15 protein-coding genes and 2 pseudogenes are annotated in these 14,790 nt (G+C 72.2%); 9 read left to right on the top strand and 8 right to left on the bottom strand.

Going from position 1 to position 14,790, the window contains the following annotated elements; all coding sequences use genetic code 11:
• Position 1 precedes the first annotated feature (1 nt).
• On the bottom strand, positions 2–982 hold the full coding sequence (locus tag ABZ948_RS23620) for an iron-siderophore ABC transporter substrate-binding protein (RefSeq protein ID WP_359762543.1): 981 nt from the start codon (positions 980–982) through the stop codon (positions 2–4).
• On the bottom strand, positions 979–1,848 hold the full coding sequence (locus ABZ948_RS23615) for an ABC transporter ATP-binding protein (protein ID WP_359762541.1): 870 nt from the start codon (positions 1,846–1,848) through the stop codon (positions 979–981). The genes ABZ948_RS23620 and ABZ948_RS23615 overlap by 4 nt, the downstream gene beginning before the upstream one ends.
• A 152-nt stretch (positions 1,849–2,000) precedes the next feature.
• On the opposite strand from ABZ948_RS23615, the pseudogene ABZ948_RS23610 reads away from it, so the two are divergent.
• The 5 genes and pseudogenes from ABZ948_RS23610 to ABZ948_RS23590 all read left to right on the top strand — a co-directional run.
• Positions 2,001–2,552: pseudogene (locus ABZ948_RS23610) on the top strand (DJ-1/PfpI family protein); the annotation flags it as partial.
• 308 nt (positions 2,553–2,860) lie between these two features.
• Positions 2,861–3,196, top strand: a complete 336-nt coding sequence (locus tag ABZ948_RS23605; RefSeq protein ID WP_359762539.1) for a TraR/DksA C4-type zinc finger protein — start codon at positions 2,861–2,863, stop codon at positions 3,194–3,196.
• Between the two features lie 71 nt (positions 3,197–3,267).
• Positions 3,268–3,642 carry a TraR/DksA family transcriptional regulator gene (locus ABZ948_RS23600; RefSeq protein WP_359762537.1) on the top strand — a complete coding sequence of 125 codons (375 nt, stop codon included), beginning with the start codon at positions 3,268–3,270 and terminating at the stop codon, positions 3,640–3,642.
• On the top strand, positions 3,639–4,430 hold the full coding sequence (locus ABZ948_RS23595; RefSeq protein WP_359762535.1) for a rod shape-determining protein: 792 nt from the start codon (positions 3,639–3,641) through the stop codon (positions 4,428–4,430). Before ABZ948_RS23600 ends, ABZ948_RS23595 begins: the two co-directional genes overlap by 4 nt.
• A 60-nt stretch (positions 4,431–4,490) precedes the next feature.
• On the top strand, positions 4,491–5,108 hold the full coding sequence (locus tag ABZ948_RS23590; RefSeq protein ID WP_359762533.1) for an Rv1733c family protein: 618 nt from the start codon (positions 4,491–4,493) through the stop codon (positions 5,106–5,108).
• Between the two features lie 19 nt (positions 5,109–5,127).
• On the opposite strand, the gene secD is transcribed toward ABZ948_RS23590, so the two are convergent.
• The 4 genes from secD to ABZ948_RS23570 all read right to left on the bottom strand — a co-directional run bounded on the left by secD (position 5,128) and on the right by ABZ948_RS23570 (position 9,552).
• The gene (gene secD / locus ABZ948_RS23585) at positions 5,128–7,383 is read right to left on the bottom strand and encodes a protein translocase subunit SecD (RefSeq protein ID WP_359762531.1); all 2,256 of its coding nucleotides are present in this window, start codon (positions 7,381–7,383) and stop codon (positions 5,128–5,130) included.
• Positions 7,384–7,452: 69 nt separating this feature from the next.
• Positions 7,453–7,857, bottom strand: a complete 405-nt coding sequence (locus ABZ948_RS23580; protein ID WP_359762529.1) for a hypothetical protein — start codon at positions 7,855–7,857, stop codon at positions 7,453–7,455.
• A 79-nt stretch (positions 7,858–7,936) separates the two neighbouring features.
• Positions 7,937–8,602: a response regulator gene (locus ABZ948_RS23575; RefSeq protein WP_359762527.1), complete on the bottom strand. Its 666-nt coding sequence runs from the start codon at positions 8,600–8,602 to the stop codon at positions 7,937–7,939.
• Positions 8,599–9,552: a HAMP domain-containing sensor histidine kinase gene (locus ABZ948_RS23570; protein ID WP_359762525.1), complete on the bottom strand. Its 954-nt coding sequence runs from the start codon at positions 9,550–9,552 to the stop codon at positions 8,599–8,601. The genes ABZ948_RS23575 and ABZ948_RS23570 overlap by 4 nt, the downstream gene beginning before the upstream one ends.
• Before the next feature lie 216 nt (positions 9,553–9,768).
• On the opposite strand from ABZ948_RS23570, the pseudogene ABZ948_RS23565 reads away from it, so the two are divergent.
• The 3 genes and pseudogenes from ABZ948_RS23565 to ABZ948_RS23555 all read left to right on the top strand — a co-directional run bounded on the left by ABZ948_RS23565 (position 9,769) and on the right by ABZ948_RS23555 (position 11,787).
• A pseudogene (locus tag ABZ948_RS23565) lies at positions 9,769–10,594 on the top strand (hypothetical protein).
• Positions 10,595–10,615: 21 nt separating this feature from the next.
• Positions 10,616–11,521, top strand: a complete 906-nt coding sequence (locus tag ABZ948_RS23560; RefSeq protein WP_359762523.1) for a HipA family kinase — start codon at positions 10,616–10,618, stop codon at positions 11,519–11,521.
• A complete protein-coding gene (locus tag ABZ948_RS23555; protein WP_359762522.1) occupies positions 11,518–11,787 on the top strand; it encodes an Rdx family protein in 270 nt (89 codons plus the stop codon). Before ABZ948_RS23560 ends, ABZ948_RS23555 begins: the two co-directional genes overlap by 4 nt.
• A gap of 4 nt (positions 11,788–11,791) precedes the next feature.
• Here the strand turns inward: ABZ948_RS23555 and aceB are convergent, their stop codons facing one another.
• On the bottom strand, positions 11,792–13,417 hold the full coding sequence (gene aceB / locus ABZ948_RS23550) for a malate synthase A (RefSeq protein ID WP_359762521.1): 1,626 nt from the start codon (positions 13,415–13,417) through the stop codon (positions 11,792–11,794).
• A gap of 204 nt (positions 13,418–13,621) precedes the next feature.
• The gene (locus ABZ948_RS23545; RefSeq protein WP_359762519.1) at positions 13,622–14,236 is read right to left on the bottom strand and encodes a nucleotidyltransferase family protein; all 615 of its coding nucleotides are present in this window, start codon (positions 14,234–14,236) and stop codon (positions 13,622–13,624) included.
• 223 nt (positions 14,237–14,459) lie between these two features.
• Between ABZ948_RS23545 and ABZ948_RS23540 the strand changes: the two genes are divergently transcribed.
• Positions 14,460–14,789, top strand: coding sequence for a DUF5955 family protein (locus tag ABZ948_RS23540; protein ID WP_435857582.1), 330 nt, complete (start codon positions 14,460–14,462; stop codon positions 14,787–14,789).
• Position 14,790: the final 1 nt, after the last annotated feature.

Genomic DNA, 14,790 nt, shown 5'->3' with positions numbered 1-14,790 from the left:
GTTACTTCGTCAGCGCGCCGACGAGGGCGTCGATGTACGCCTCCATCGACCCGGGACCGCCGAACATCCAGATGCCGTCGGGCAGCCGGTGCACGTCGCCCGCCTTCACGAACGGCAGGGAGGTCCACACGGCGTTCTTCTTCAGCTGCCCGGCGAACGGGTTGCTGGCCTGGTCGCCGTCGTTGCCGATGTAGGCGAACTCGGTGTCCTCCGGCAGGGCGGTCAGGCCCTCGACGTCGGTGGTGCCGAGGCCGTAGACCGGGTCGCCCTTGACCTTCCAGGCGTTCTTCAGGCCGAGTTCCTCGTTGACGGCGCCGATGAGGGAGCCGCTGGTGTAGGGGCGCACGGAGACCTGGTTGGAGGTGACGTAGCCGTCGGCGAAGGCGAGGGAGGCGCCGTCGAGCTCGGCGTCGGCGAGGGCCTTCCCGCCCTCGGCGACCTTGGCCTCGAAGCTCTTGCGGGCGGCCTCGGCCTTGTCGGTGGTGCCGGTGGCCTTCGCGATCAGGTCGAGGTTCTCGAACATCTGCCCGATCTGGTCGGAGGCGTCGGCCGACTTGATCTCCAGGACCGGGGCGATCTTCCGCAGCTGCTTCACGGCGGCGTCCGGCAGGTCGGAGCTGGCCACGATCAGGTCGGGGGAGAGCGAGGCGATGGTGTCCATGCTCGGCTCGCCCCGCGTGCCGATGTCCTTGGGCTCGTTCTTCAGCGGGACGGCGGTGTCCCAGGTCCGGTAGCCCTTGACGTCGGCGACGCCCACGGGGTCGACGCCGAGGGTGATGAGGCTCTCGACCTCGTTCCACTCGGTGGCGACGACCTTCTCGGCGGGGCCGTCGAGTTCGACCTTCGCGCCGGTGGAGTCGGTGAGGCGGATGGCCTCGGAGGTCTTCTTCCGCGCGCTGTCGGCGGCCGGCTCGGTCGTGCCGCAGGCGGCGAGGGCGAGTGCCGCGGCGGTGGTGGCCGCGGTGAGCAGGAGGCGTCTCATGAGGTGGTGCCGAGCCTTTCGCTTCGGGTGGTGCGGGTGTGGTGGCGGCCGATCGGACGGGTCCGCAGCCGGCCGGTGAGGGGGTCGGTGTCGACGTCGATCCGGATGCCGTACACGGCGGTGAGGCGCTCCGGCGTCAGGACGTCCTCGGGCCGGCCGTCGGCGACGATCCGGCCCGCTTCGAGCAGCGTGATCCGGTCGGCGAGGGCCGCCGCCTGGTCGAGGTCGTGCAGGACGACCCCGACGGCGATCCCGTGGTCGTCCGCCAGGTCGCGGACGAGGTCGAGGAGTTCGATCTGGTAGCGCAGGTCGAGGTAGGTCGTCGGCTCGTCCAGCAGCAGCACGCCGGTCTCCTGCGCGAGGCAACCGGCCAGCCACACGCGCTGCAACTGCCCGCCGGACAGGTGGTCGGCGCCGCGCTCGGCGAGCTCCGTGACGCCGGTCAGCGCGAGCGCCCGCTCCACCGCGCTCGACGCGTCCGGGTCCGGACGGCCGAAGCGGCCCCGGTAGGGGTAGCGGCCGAACTCGACGAGGTCCCGCACGGTCAGCCCGCTGGGCGTGGGCCGCCCCTGCGTCAGCAGGGCCACGTACCGCGCGAACTCCCGGGCGGACAGGGCGAGTCCGTCGGTGTCGTCGTCGATGCCGATCTCGGCCCGGCGGGCCCGCTGCAACCGGGCGATCGTCCGCAGCAGCGTCGACTTCCCGCTGCCGTTGGGGCCGACCAGGACGGTCACCTCACCGGGGCGCAGCGTGATCGCCGCGTCGTGCACGACGTCCGTGCCGTCGTACGACACGGTGACGTGCGTCGCCGAAAGTCGATGCCCGCGCAGACGCTTTCCGCCGACGGGTTCTTCACCAGATCTCACGGGGTGAAGGTTAGCCTAACCTAATTTACCTGCCCCGGGGGCTGCCGAGCGGGACGGCCCGCAGGCCACGGTGACCGCCGCGCGGCCCACACGGCCCATGCAAGGGTGAGCACCGCCGGCGCGGCGGCCGGCAGCAGCAACCGCGAAGGCGCCAGGGCCCGCCCCGGGACCTGGTGGAGGCCGTGCGGGCGGCGCACGAGCGGGGCGCACGGGTCGCCTCCATCTGCACCGGGGCCTTCGTGCTGGCCGCTGCCGGGCTGCTCGACGGCCGCCGCGCGACCACCCACTGGATGTACGTCCGGCGGCTGGCCGAGAGCTACCCGGAGGTCGAGGTGGACCCTGGTGTGCTGTACATCGACGACGGTGACGTGCTGACCTCCGCGGGACAGGCCGCCGGGATCGACCTCTGCCTGCACGTGGTCCGCAGCGACCACGGCGCGGCCCTGGCCAACGCGCTGGCACGGCGGCTCGTCATCTCCCCACACCGCGCGGGCGGGCAGGCGCAGTTCATCGCCGATCCCCTGTCCGGCGCCGACGGCGACGGCCCCGGGGAGGGCCGGTACGGTCTGTCCGGCCTGCTCGACCGGACGCGCGAACGGCTCGACGAGCCGGTCACGGTCGCCGAACTCGCTCGCCGGTCGAACATGAGCCTCCGGCATTCCAGCCGGCGGCTCCGGGCAGTCACCGGCACGAGCCCGCTCCAGGTCTGGCGCGAGGCCGCCGCGCAGTACGTCGTCCCCGGCAGCCAGGTCAACACGCTCTCCCGCCGCCTGTTCCACCACTCCTGAAGGCCGCGAATCCGCCACTCCCGAAGGCTGCGGATCCGCCCGCTCCCGATCCGCGCCGGCCCGGCGCACGGCTGGACCCTCTGCACCGTCCGTCCCCAGCGAAATGGGGCCTGCGCCCGATGGCCTTCTCCTGCCCGGGCGATGAGGGTGGAAGGCCAAGGGGAGAGTGCCCGTGAACGCGGTGGTCTCCCTGCTCGGCTGATGTGGGAAGGGACTGTTTCATCATGTCGCTGGACTCCGCCGCCCGCGCCGGTTCCGCTGTCGAACGCCTCAGTGCGACTGAGGCACGCCGGCGTCTGGAGCACGAGCGCAGCACCCGTCTCGCCCAGCTGCAGGCCGTCGACGAAGCCTCCGGCGGTGCTCCGCAGGCCGATGATCTGCAGGTCGTGCAGAGGGGAGCGATCGAACAGGCGCTGAAAGAGATCGACGCCGCCTTCGCCCGGCTGCAGCAGGGCACGTACGGCATCTGCCAGGTGTGCGGCAGGCCGATCCCGGTGGAACGGCTGGAGATCCTGCCGTACGCGCGGTGCTGCGTGCCCTGCCAGCAGCGCGCCGGCTGATCAGAACGGCCCTTCATTTCTGAAAACCCTTCATTTCTGGAAACCCTTCATTTCTGGAAAGTGGTGAAGTCGTGAACCAGCAGGTCGTCGGTGCCGTCACCCGTGCGGGCCTGAGCGCGGCCGAACTGGCCGCGCTGCGGGACAACCTCGACGAGCAGCGTGCCTTCCGCCTGGACCAGCTGGCCCAGCTCTGGCAGGGCGCTCCCGCCCGGGCCCAGCGCGTCCGCGAACAGGCCGCGGTCGCCCAGCTGGAGGTCCACATCCAGCTGTGTGCCTCGGCCCGGATGGTCCTCGCCGACGTCGAAGCCGCCCTCGAGCGCATGGATCAGGGCACCTACGGCATCTGCCGGCAGTGCCGCCACCCCATCGAGCCGGCACGGCTGCGCATCGTGCCGCAGGCCCGCTACTGCGGGCGCTGCCACCGCATCAGGGAGGTCCGCTCATGATCGCCCCTGTTCGTCGCCCGCCCTGGCCGGCCTGCCGACGCTGCCCCGCGATCGCCATCGACCTGGGCAGCGCCCGCACGCGCGCCTGGACGGCCGGCCGCCACCGCATCATCGACGTGCCCACCACCACCGGCCCGGACGACCTCGCCGCCCATCCCGTCCAGCGCGGCACCATCGTCGACCCGGCCGGTACCGCGCGGCTGCTGTCCCGCCTGCTGGCCCACCGCCTCCCGGAGAACGCCCAGCCGGTGATCGCGTTCACCATGCCGGTCCTCAGCGACCGGCAGCACCACACCACCGCCGTGGGCATCCTCCAGGTGCTGCGCCCGCGCACCGTGCTGGCGCTGGACAGCGTCATGGCCATCGCCCTGGCCGCGGGGGCCGACCCGTTCCGCCCGCTGCTCGTGATCGACATCGGCGCCCACCTGACCGAGGTCGCGCTGCTGGCCGACGGCGAGATGCTTTCGGCACGACGGGAGGCGAGGGGCACCCGCGACCTGGACGAGAGCACCGCAGCGCACCTGGCCGCAGACATCACCGCCGTGATCACGAAGATGATGCGCGACGATCCCCTGCCGCAGTTCGTCGACGCCCTCGACCGCGGGCCGCTGCTCGCCGGGGGCGGGGCCCTGCGCCCGGAGCTGGTCTCCCAGCTGTCCGTGCGACTGCACGGCCCGGTACAGCAGGTGCCCCAGCCGCACACCGCCGCCGTGCGCGGAGCCGCCGAGGCCCTGCGCTCCGCCCAGCACCACCCCTCTCTGGGCCCCCCTGCCCACCCCGTCCCCTGAGGGAGCCGCGCCCAGGCGGTTCCCGCAGCCGGCGTTCCCCGACTCGTGGCTGGAGGAATGGTGTCCGACCCGATTCCGCGAGCTCAGCCGCCGCCGATCCGCGCCGTCCCGTGGTGGCGGTGGCGGCGCAACCCGCTGCGCCGCCCGAGCGACCTGCTCCAGGCATGGATCGGCCTCGTCCTCGCCCTCACGGTGGCGAGCACCGCCCCGCCGGCCGCGTGGGCGGTCGGCACGGCTGTGCACGACACGCTCACGGCCGCCGTGAAGGAACAGGCCCGAGCCGGACGTCACACCACGGCCGTGCTCCTCGACGACGCGCCCAGGCATCCGGAGCCCGGCTCGGCGGAAGCCGGAGAAACCCGGTATCCGGTGAAGGTTCGCTACACCGCACCCGACGGCACCGCCCGCACCGCCACCACCGATGTCGACCCCGGCCTTCCGGCCGGGCACCGCGTACGGGTGTGGACCAACGCCGAAGGAACGCTCACCGAGCCGCCCATGCGTCCGGACGAGATCCGCGACCGCGCCCTCGGCGCCGGTGCCCTCACCGCCATCGGGGTGCTCATCACCGGCACCTTCGTCCACCGCCTCACCGCACGCGTCCTCGACCGGCGCCGCATGCGCGCATGGGAGACCGCATGGCAGCAGACCGCCCGCCGGTGGACCACCTCCTCATGACCGTGAGCGCTTCCGCCTTTCAGGAGGGCTTTCCTCGAGCCGGGCTGCGTGTGCGTGCGTGGAGTTCGATGGTGAGGGGTGTGGCCGTGAACATGGAGGAGTAGGTGCCGACGGCGAGGCCGATGAGCAGGGCGAGGGCGAAGTCGGTGAGGGAGTCGCCGCCGAGCACGGCCAGTGCGGTGAGGATGAAGGCGGCGCCCATGCCGGTGTTGACGGTGCGGGGCAGGGTCTGCAGCAGTGCTCGATCGGCGGTGGCTGAGAAGGGTGTCCCGCGGTCCCGTCGGATCAGGTCCCTGATGCGGTCGAAGACGACGACGGAGTCGTTGACCGAGTAGCCGATGACGGTCAGCAGCGCGGCGAGGAAGACGCCGTCGACGGGTTTGCCGAGCCAGGCGAAGACGCCGATGAGGATCACCACGTCGTGGGCGAGGGCGGCGACCGCGGAGGCGCCGAACAGCCAGCGGAAGCGTGCCGCCAGGTAGAGGAGTTGGGCGCCGAGTGCGACGGCGAGGGCGATGAGGGCGCTGTGGCGTAGTTCCTTGCCGAGGCTGGGGCCGATGGCTTCGTCGCGGAGCTTGTCGGCGTGGCCGGTCAGAGCGCTGACCGTATCTGTGATCTCGGCTGCCTGGGCGTTCGTCAACGGGTCGGTGCGGACGGTGAGCCGGTTGTCGCCGGAGGTCTGGACGATGGCGCGGGGGAAGCCGGCGTCGGCGAGGGCGGTGCGGGCCCGGTCGGGGTCGACGGGGGTGGCGGTGGTGTATTCGATGAGGCGGCCTCCGGTGAACTCGACACCGAAGTCCAGGCCCCGCACGGCGATACCGGATGCGGCAAGGACCAGGACGGCGGCGGAGACGGCCAGCCACCGCCGGGGGTGGCGCATCAGGTGGGGCTTGGTGCGGGTGAGGAGGTCGCGAACGGTCCCGGTGTGGGCGATGCCCGTCAGTCGCGGGCGGCGGCGGAACCGGTGCCGGGAGACGGCGAGGTCGGCTAGCACGCGGGTGATGACCAGGGCACTGAACATGGAGGCCAGGACGCCGATGCCCAGGGTGACGCCGAAGCCCCGCACGGGCCCGGAGGCGAGGAAGAACAGCAGGCCGGCGGCGATGAGGGTGGTGATGTTGGAGTCGGCGATGGCGCTGAAGGCGCCCCGGAACCCCGCCGCCAGCGAGGAGCGCGGACTGGTCCGGTCGCGCGAGGCGTACTCTTCGCGGGCGCGTTCGAAGACGAGGACGTTGGCGTCGACGGCCATGCCGATGGCCAGCACGAACCCGGCGAGTCCCGGGAGGGTGAGGGTGGCGCCGAGGGCGGCCAGGGCGGCGTAGGAGATCAGGCCGTAGCAGACCAGCGCGACGGCGGCCAGAGCGCCCAGGATCCGGTAGACCGCGATGATGAACAGCGCGGTCAGCGTGGTGCCCACGGCGGCGGCCTGGGCGCTGGCGGTGATGGCGTGTGCGCCCAAGGTGGGGCCGACGGTGCGCTGCTCGATGGTCTCGACGGGTACGGGCAGGGCGCCGCCGTTAATGAGCAGGGCCAGTTCCTTGGCCTCGTCGGGGGTGAAGGACCCGGTGATCTGCGTGGAGCCGCCGTTGATGCCCGAGCCGCAACCGACCGAGGGGTCGACCTGGGGCGAGGAGATGATCTTGTCGTCCAGGACGATGGCGACCCTCCGGGCCGGGTCCCCCGCCGGGTGGCAGGCGGCCCGGCCGGTCAGGCGGGCCCAGCCGTCGCGGCCGGATCCCTCGAAGTCGACGGTGACCTGCCATCCGGCGCCGCTCTGCTGGTCGAGCCGCGCGGCGGCCTCCTTGACGTCCTTGCCGGTCAGCGAGGCCGCCTCGAGGCGCAGCAACTGGCCGGACTCGTCGGCCAGCACCTGCTCGCGGGGCCGTTTCGGGAGCGGTTTCGCACCGTCGTCGGCACCGGTCGCGGTGCCGAGGACCTGGTGGAAGGTGAGCTGGGCGGTGCGGCCGAGGACGTCCGCGGCCTTGGCCGGGTCCTGCACGCCGGGCAGTTCGACGACGATCCGGTCGCTGCCGGAGCGGGCGAGGGTGGGTTCGGCGACGCCGAGCGCGTCGACGCGCCCGCGCAGCACCTCCAGGGTGCGGTCGGTGGCTTCGCTGTCGGCGTCGGTGGTGGCGGTGGGGCGGGTTTCCAGCACGATCTGCGTGCCGCCGCGCAGATCGAGTCCGAGCTGGACGGGCACGGTCAGGGCGATGTACAGCGACAGTGCGACAGCGGCGAGGGCGAGCAGCCCTCGGATGCGCAGGGCGCGGGTCAAAGTGGGCCTCCGGCAGGCACACCGCGGCCGGGACAGGCCGCGGTCGACGAAAAGAGGGGGAAGAGACGTTCAGGTGCCCGGGTGGGGAGGAGGTGCCCGCCCCTGGTGGCGGTTCGCCGGACCGACGGAAGCGACCGGGCTCACGGCGGGCCCGTCGGAGCGGGCGGGCGACGGCGGAATGCGGGCCCCGCGGTCCGAGGCGAGGGTGGCGATGACCGGCGGTGCGGACCGCTCACCCGGGGTGTCGCGAGGGCTTCGGATCAGGGCGCTGCGGACGGCGGAGTGCCCGTCGTCCGCGTACGGTCCGCTGTCGGCCCGCACGGCACCGGAGGCCGGCGCCACGCCATCGGTGAGGTACGTGCTGCCGTGGGCCGCCGGGCTGAGCAGGACGGCGAGGACGGCGAGCAGGACAGCGATCGCCACTGCCGGGCTGAGGGCGCCCACGCGGGGGACGGTGCGCGAGGGGCGTGCCATGCTCGCCGTCCCCCTTCGTGATCTCGTGCTTCTCGATGTCGCCGCCGCCTGGGTGGAGCGGTCCCGTTCCTGATCTGCTTCAGGGTTCGATGAGGCCGGCGCGGATGGCGTAGCGGGTGAGTTCCAGGCGATCGCGCAGGCCGAGTTTGTGCAGCAGGTTGGCCCGGTGCCGGTGGACGGTCTTGATGCTGATGAAGAGCATCTCGGCGATCTCCTTGGAGGAGTGCCCCTCGGCGACCAGCTTGAGCACCTCCTCCTCGCGGGGGGTGAGGACCTGGTCGGGTGGTTCCTCGCCGTGCCGCACGCGATCGAGGTAGTTGCGGATGAGGGCGGTGACCGCGCCCGGGTAGAGGAAGGGCTCGTCGTGCATCGCGGCCCGGCAGGCGGCGACCAGGTCGCGGTCGGCCACGGACTTCAGCACGTATCCGCTGGCGCCCGCCTTCAGCGCCTGGAAGAAGTACTGCTCGTTGTCGTGCATCGTCAGCATCAGCACCCGCACATCCGGCTTCAGCCCGCTCAGCTCGCGGGCGGCCTGCAGGCCGGTCATCCGGGGCATGGCGATGTCCAGCACGGCCAGATCCACCTCGTGGGTCCGGGCGAGGGCGATGGCCTCCGCCCCGTCTCCGGCCTCGGCGACGACCTCGAGGTCCGGCTCCCGGTCGAGGATCAGGCGCACGCCGCGCCGCACCAGCGCATGGTCGTCGGCGAGGAGGATGCGGATCGTGGGCGTTTCGGTGGTGGTCATTGCTGCTTCCTCGGAACGGGCACGGCCAGCCGGACCTGCGTACCGGTCTGCGGCTGGGAGGTGAGATCCAGCGTGGCCCCGATGAGCAGGGCCCGTTCGCGCATCCCGCGGATCCCCGCGCCCTCCCGGGCGATGCCGGTCCCGCGGCCGTCGTCCGCCACGGCCAGCACCACCATGCCGTCGGCGTGGCTCAGGCTCACCTCCACCCGGCCGGCCTCGGCGTGGCGGGCCGCGTTGGTCAGGGCCTCCTGGGCGACGCGGTACAGCACCAGTTCGGTCTCCTGATCCAGGCCGGGCAGGCCGGCATCGAAGCGGCGCACCACGCGCAGCCCGGTGTGGGTGGCGAACTCGCCGGTCAGCGACGTCAGGGCACTCACCAGGCCAAGGTCCTCCAGGACGCCCGGCCGCAGCCGGCGCACCAGGCGGCGCACCTCGTCCAGGCTTTCCCGGGTGATCTCCTGCGCCTGGTGCAGCTCACCGCGCAGCGGTTCGTCCGCCTCGTCGGCCGACCGCTTCAGCACCAACAGGATGGCGGTCATGCTCTGGCCGACCTCGTCGTGGAGTTCCTGGGCGATGCGGCGCCGCTCGGCTTCCTGAGCGAGCAGCACGCGGGCGCTGCTGGAGGCCCGCTCGTGTTCCAGCCTCTCCAGCATGGCGTTGAAGGTGCGGATCAGTTCGGCGATGCCGCCGCGGCCGGGGGCCGGCAGCCGCTGCCCGGGACGCAGGAGATCGACGGTGGTCATGAGTTTCGTGAGCCGGTCCAGGGGGGCCAGCCCGATCCGCAGCAGTGCCGCGTTGGCGATCAGCATGACGACCAGTCCTGCCACCAGAATGATCGCCTCGGTCAGCAGGACCGGTACGGACACGGTGACCGGAGCCCACAGCAGGAGCGCGGTCGCGGTCCCCAGCACCACGGCGTTGAGTGCGAAGATCCGCCAGAACAGGGACACCGCGATGCCGCCTTCCTCTCCATGACAGGGCCTTTGTCCTTCCTTCGGTCACCGCGAAGCCCTGGCATGAGCCGCGGCCACCGCGCCGGACGGTCCTGACGCCAAGCCTGCCCCGCCCGCGGAGTCTCGGCCATGGGCTCCAATGCCCATTTCGCCCCCTGTATCGCCCACGCCGCGGTGGGTCCCTCGAATCGCCGCGGATGGGTAGTGCGCCCGATGTGTTTCCCACCGCGCATCGGCCACGGTGGGGGCATGACCCAGGGCCCGGCGGACATCGCCCTCGACCTCGGCAGCGCCCGCACCCGTGCCTGGGTGTCCGGACGCAGGACCATCCTCGACGTGCCCACGGTGACCTTTCCCGGCGACGGCGTCATCCACCCCGTCCGGCGCGGTGCCATCGTCGACACCCCGGCAACCGCACGGCTGCTCCACCGCCTGCTCGGCCACCGCCTGCCGTGCTTCGGCAGCCCCTTGATCGTCCTGACCACACCTGTTCTGGGCGGAGTCGCCTTCCGTACCGAGGCCCGCACCGCGCTGGAGACCCTGCGGCCACACACCGTGCTGACCGTCCCCTCCGCGCGGGCCGTCGCCACGGCCGCCGGTGCCGACCTGACCCGGCCCCTGCTCGTGGTGGACATCGGCGCCCAGGTCACCGAGGCCGTCCTGCTCAACGACGGCACGGTGACCGACGCCCGCCGCACCGCCCTGGGCACCAGTGACCTGGACGGCCTCACGCCGCCCGGCCGGATCATCGACACGATCGCCGCCATGGTGACCGCGATGCTGGAGGAAGACCGCGGCACTCAGACGCTCGACGCCCTGCGGCGGGGGGGGGCTCCTGGCCGGCGGCGGCGCGCTGCGTCCCGACCTCGCCCATCGCCTCACCTCGCGACTGCGCACCTCCGTCAAGCCCGTGCCCTCCCCGCACACCGCGGCCGTCCGCGGCGCCGCACAACTGGGGCACTCCTCACCAGCGGTCACTCTTGGTTACTATGCTCACTTCATGCCGGAGGCCGGAAGCAAGGGGCGGTCGGCCACCTGAAGAGACGGGTGTCCTGGGGAAATGCTGAGAGAGGTCGTCGCAACCCGCTATGTCAAGCCCCTGCGCTCCGGCGGCTCCGTCCCCGGCATCGTCGAGGCCGACGACCTCGGCACCTACGTCGTGAAGTTCACCGGCTCCGCGCAGGGCCGCAAGGCACTCGTCGCCGAGGTGATCGTGGGGGAACTGGCCCGAGCCCTCGGACTGCGGTTCCCCGAGCTGGTGCTGGCGCACTTCGACCCGGCGATCGCGGCCGGCGAGCCGCACCAGGAGGTGCGGGAGCTGCACGCGGCGAGCGCGGGCGTCAACCTCGGCATGGACTACCTGCCGGGCGCCCGCGACTTCACCCCGGAGGTGGCGAAGACCTTCCGCGTGGACCCGCTGGAGGCGGGCCGGATCGTCTGGCTGGACGCCCTGACCGCCAACGTCGACCGTACGGTCCACAGCTCCAACCTGATGATCTGGCCCACCCTGGGCGTCGCGCCCCCGCGCCTGTGGCTGATCGACCACGGGGCGGCCCTGGTCTTCCACCACCGCTGGGACGGCACCGACCCCGCCAAGGCCTACGACTTCCGGCACCACGCCCTCGGCCACTACGCCCCGGACGTGCGGGCGGCCGACGCGGAGCTGGCGCCCAGGGTGACCGGGGAGCTGCTGCGGGAGATCGTGGCGGAGGTGCCGGACGCCTGGCTGACCGACTTCGCCTCTCCCGGGGAGGCCCGCGAGGCGTACGTGGCGTACCTCCACGCGCGCGTGCGCGCCTCGCGGCAGTGGCTGCCCACCGACTTCCCCAGCCGGGAGGAGCTCGCCGCCGAGGAGGCCCTGCGGACGGCGAGGAACCAGCAAGGACGCCCCGCGTGGCTCAGGCAGGTCCCCGATCTGCACGGCAAGCCCGCGGCCGAACAGGATTGGTCGGTGCACCTCGGATGAGTGGCCGTGTCGAGATCGAGTACTGCACGCAGTGCCGCTGGCTGCCCCGCGCGGCCTGGCTGGCGCAGGAGCTGCTCACGACCTTCGAGGCCGAACTGACGGAACTGGCCCTGAAGCCGGGCAAGGGCGGCGTGTTCGTCGTCCGCGTCGACGGCGAGGTCGTCTGGGACCGCCGCGAGCAGGGCTTCCCGGAGCCGACGGCCGTGAAGCAGGCCGTACGCGACCGAGTGGCCCCGGGGAAGTCCCTGGGCCACTCGGAGCGCTGACCGCTCAGCCCTTCAGCTGCTCGTACGCCGGCAGCGTCAGGAAGTCGGCGTAGTCCTCGTCGAGGGAGACCTTCAGCAGCAGGTCGTGCGCCTGCTGCCAGTTGCCCGCCGCGAAGGCCTCGTCCCCGATCTCGGCGCGGATGTTCGCGAGTTCCTCGGCGGCGACCTTGCGGGCCAGGTCGGCGGTGACCTGCTCGCCGTTGTCGAGGACGACACCGGCGTTGATCCACTGCCAGATCTGCGAGCGGGAGATCTCCGCGGTGGCCGCGTCCTCCATGAGGTTGAAGATCGCGACCGCGCCGAGGCCCCGCAGCCAGGCCTCGATGTACCGGATGCCGACCTGCACGGCGTTGACCAGACCCGCGTACGTCGGCTTGGCGTCCAGCGAGTCGACGGCGATCAGGTCGGCCGCCTTGACGTCGACGTCCTCGCGCAGCCGGTCCTTCTGGTTCGGCTTGTCGCCGAGGACCTTGTCGAAGGACTCCATGGCGATCGGCACCAGGTCGGGGTGGGCGACCCAGGAGCCGTCGAAACCGTCGTTCGCCTCGCGGTCCTTGTCGGCGCGGACCTTCTCGAAGGCCACCTTGTTGACCTCGGCGTCCCGGCGCGACGGGATGAACGCCGCCATGCCGCCGATCGCGTGCGCGCCGCGCTTGTGGCAGGTGCGGACGAGGAGTTCGGTGTAGGCGCGCATGAACGGGGCCGTCATCGTCACCGCGTTGCGGTCCGGCAGGACGAACTTGGCGCCGCCGTCACGGAAGTTCTTGACGATGGAGAACAGGTAGTCCCAGCGGCCCGCGTTCAGCCCGGAGGCGTGGTCGCGCAGCTCGTAGAGGATCTCCTCCATCTCGTACGCGGCCGTGATCGTCTCGATCAGCACGGTCGCGCGCACGGTGCCCTGCGGGACGCCGACGTAGTCCTGCGCGAAGACGAAGACCTCGTTCCAGAGGCGGGCCTCCAGGTGCGACTCCGTCTTGGGCAGGTAGAAGTAGGGGCCCTTGCCCAGGCCCAGCAGGCGCTTGGCGTTGTGGAAGAAGTACAGGCCGAAGTCGACGAGCGCGCCGGGCACCGGGGTGCCGTCCGCGTCGACGAGGTGACGCTCGTCCAGGTGCCAGCCGCGCGGGCGCATGACGACCGTGGCGAGTTCCTCGTTCGCCTTCAGGGCGTAGGACTTGCCCGACTTCGGGTCGGTGAAGTCGATGTTCCGGGTGTAGGCGTCGATCAGGTTGAGCTGGCCGAGGACCACGTTCTCCCAGGTGGGGGCGGAGGCGTCCTCGAAGTCCGCGAGCCACACCTTCGCGCCGGAGTTGAGCGCGTTGATGGTCATCTTGCGGTCGGTGGGGCCGGTGATCTCGACCCGCCGGTCGTTCAGGGCGTCCGGGGCCGGGGCGACCCGCCAGGAGTCGTCGGCGCGGATCGCGGCCGTCTCCGGGAGGAAGTCGAGGGTGGAGGTGCGGGCGATCTCGGCGCGGCGCTCGGCGCGGCGGGCGAGGAGCTCGTCACGCCGGGGCGTGAACCGCCGGTGCAGCTCGCCCACGAAGGCGAGCGCCGCTTCGGTGAGGACCTCTTCCTGCCGGGGCAGGGGCTCGGCGTCGACGATGGCCAGCGGGGACGGCGCTGGAGCGGACATGAACGGTCACTTCCTTCAGCGAGCTGTGAAGACGAGCCGGTTCGGCACCGGGTGCCAGTCTTCCCGGATACGGCGTTCGGCGCCCGCGGAGCCCTCGGGCGCTTCTGAACAGTGGATACTAGTTTCCTCATAGTGGAAGTTCAATCGATTGTTGATGTCGAGATTCTCTGGATCGAGGCAAGGTGGCGCTCCGTGCCATCCCGCTCACTCAAGGTGGGCCAGATCGGCCTCGGTGTCGATGTCGAAGGGCCGGGCCACGTCCCCGCACTCGACGAGCGAGATCGCCGGCTCGTGCTCCTTCAGGTACGCGCGTGCCCCCCGGTCCCCGGTCGCAGTCGCGGCGACCCCCGCCCAGTGGGCGGCGCCGAACAGCACGGGATGGCCGCGCACCCCCTCGTAGGCCGCCGAGACGAGCGACTCCTCGCCCGTGCACGCCCCCAGGACCCGCGCCACCGCCTCCGGCCCGATGCCGGGCTGGTCGACCAGCGCTACCAGGGCGGCCCGGGCGTCCGTGCCGGTGAGCGAGGCCAGCCCGGCGCGCAGCGACGTCCCCATGCCCTGCTCCCAGTCGGGGTTGTCGACGAGGACGCAGCCCGGCAGGGCGGCCCGTGCGCGCACCTCGTCCGCCTGTGCGCCCAGAACCACGTGGACACGTGTGCAGCCGCCCTCGCGCAGCACCCGCACCGCGTGCTCCACGAGCGGCCGCCCGCGGTGGGGGAGCAGTGCCTTGGGGCGTCCGCCCAGCCGCCGCCCGCCACCCGCGGCCAGCAGCAACCCCGCAACCGCACCCGTCCCGTCCGTCGTCTCCCTTGTCGTCATGGAACCTGCATACCGCAGCAGGGCTGCCGCGCCCCGGGTCTCTCGCGCCCCCGGGCCGGAAAGTCACGCAGCGAAACAAGTCGATGACGCAATGGACTGGCGCCCGGTGGCCCGCGTCGTTTACTGTCGCCCGCACCGACCGGCCGGGCGGCGGACGAGTGCCCGGTGTGGGGGACTTCGCGTCGGAAGGGCACGCGCACGACGAGGTGCGAGGGGGAGGACTGTGTTGCGGAGCGTGGAGCAGAAGCGGCAGGGGCCTGTGGCCGGGGGCGAGGCGGATCCGCGCGTGACGGAGCTGCGCTCCGCCGTGTCCCGGCTGCGCCGCCGACTCGCCGCCCACCCCGGCGAGTTCGCCGACCGGAGCATCGCCGAGGAGGAACTCGCCGCCCTGGACGCCATGGCCGCCGCCGGCATCCCCGAGATCCCGCGGCTGCGCCGCTCCCTGCTGCTGATCGCCGGCGCGATCGGCTCGGTGAGCGCGCTGTCCCCCGGGGTGGCGGAGGTCCGCCGGGCGGTGGACCTCTTCGGCGGGCCGGTGCGCGGGCAGGGCTAGG

It is taken from the genome of Streptomyces olindensis (assembly GCF_040645895.1).
Taxonomy (GTDB): domain Bacteria; phylum Actinomycetota; class Actinomycetes; order Streptomycetales; family Streptomycetaceae; genus Streptomyces; species Streptomyces olindensis.
The sequence above is the reverse complement of the archived record's forward strand: the minus strand, read 5'-3'. Positions and strand labels throughout refer to the sequence as shown.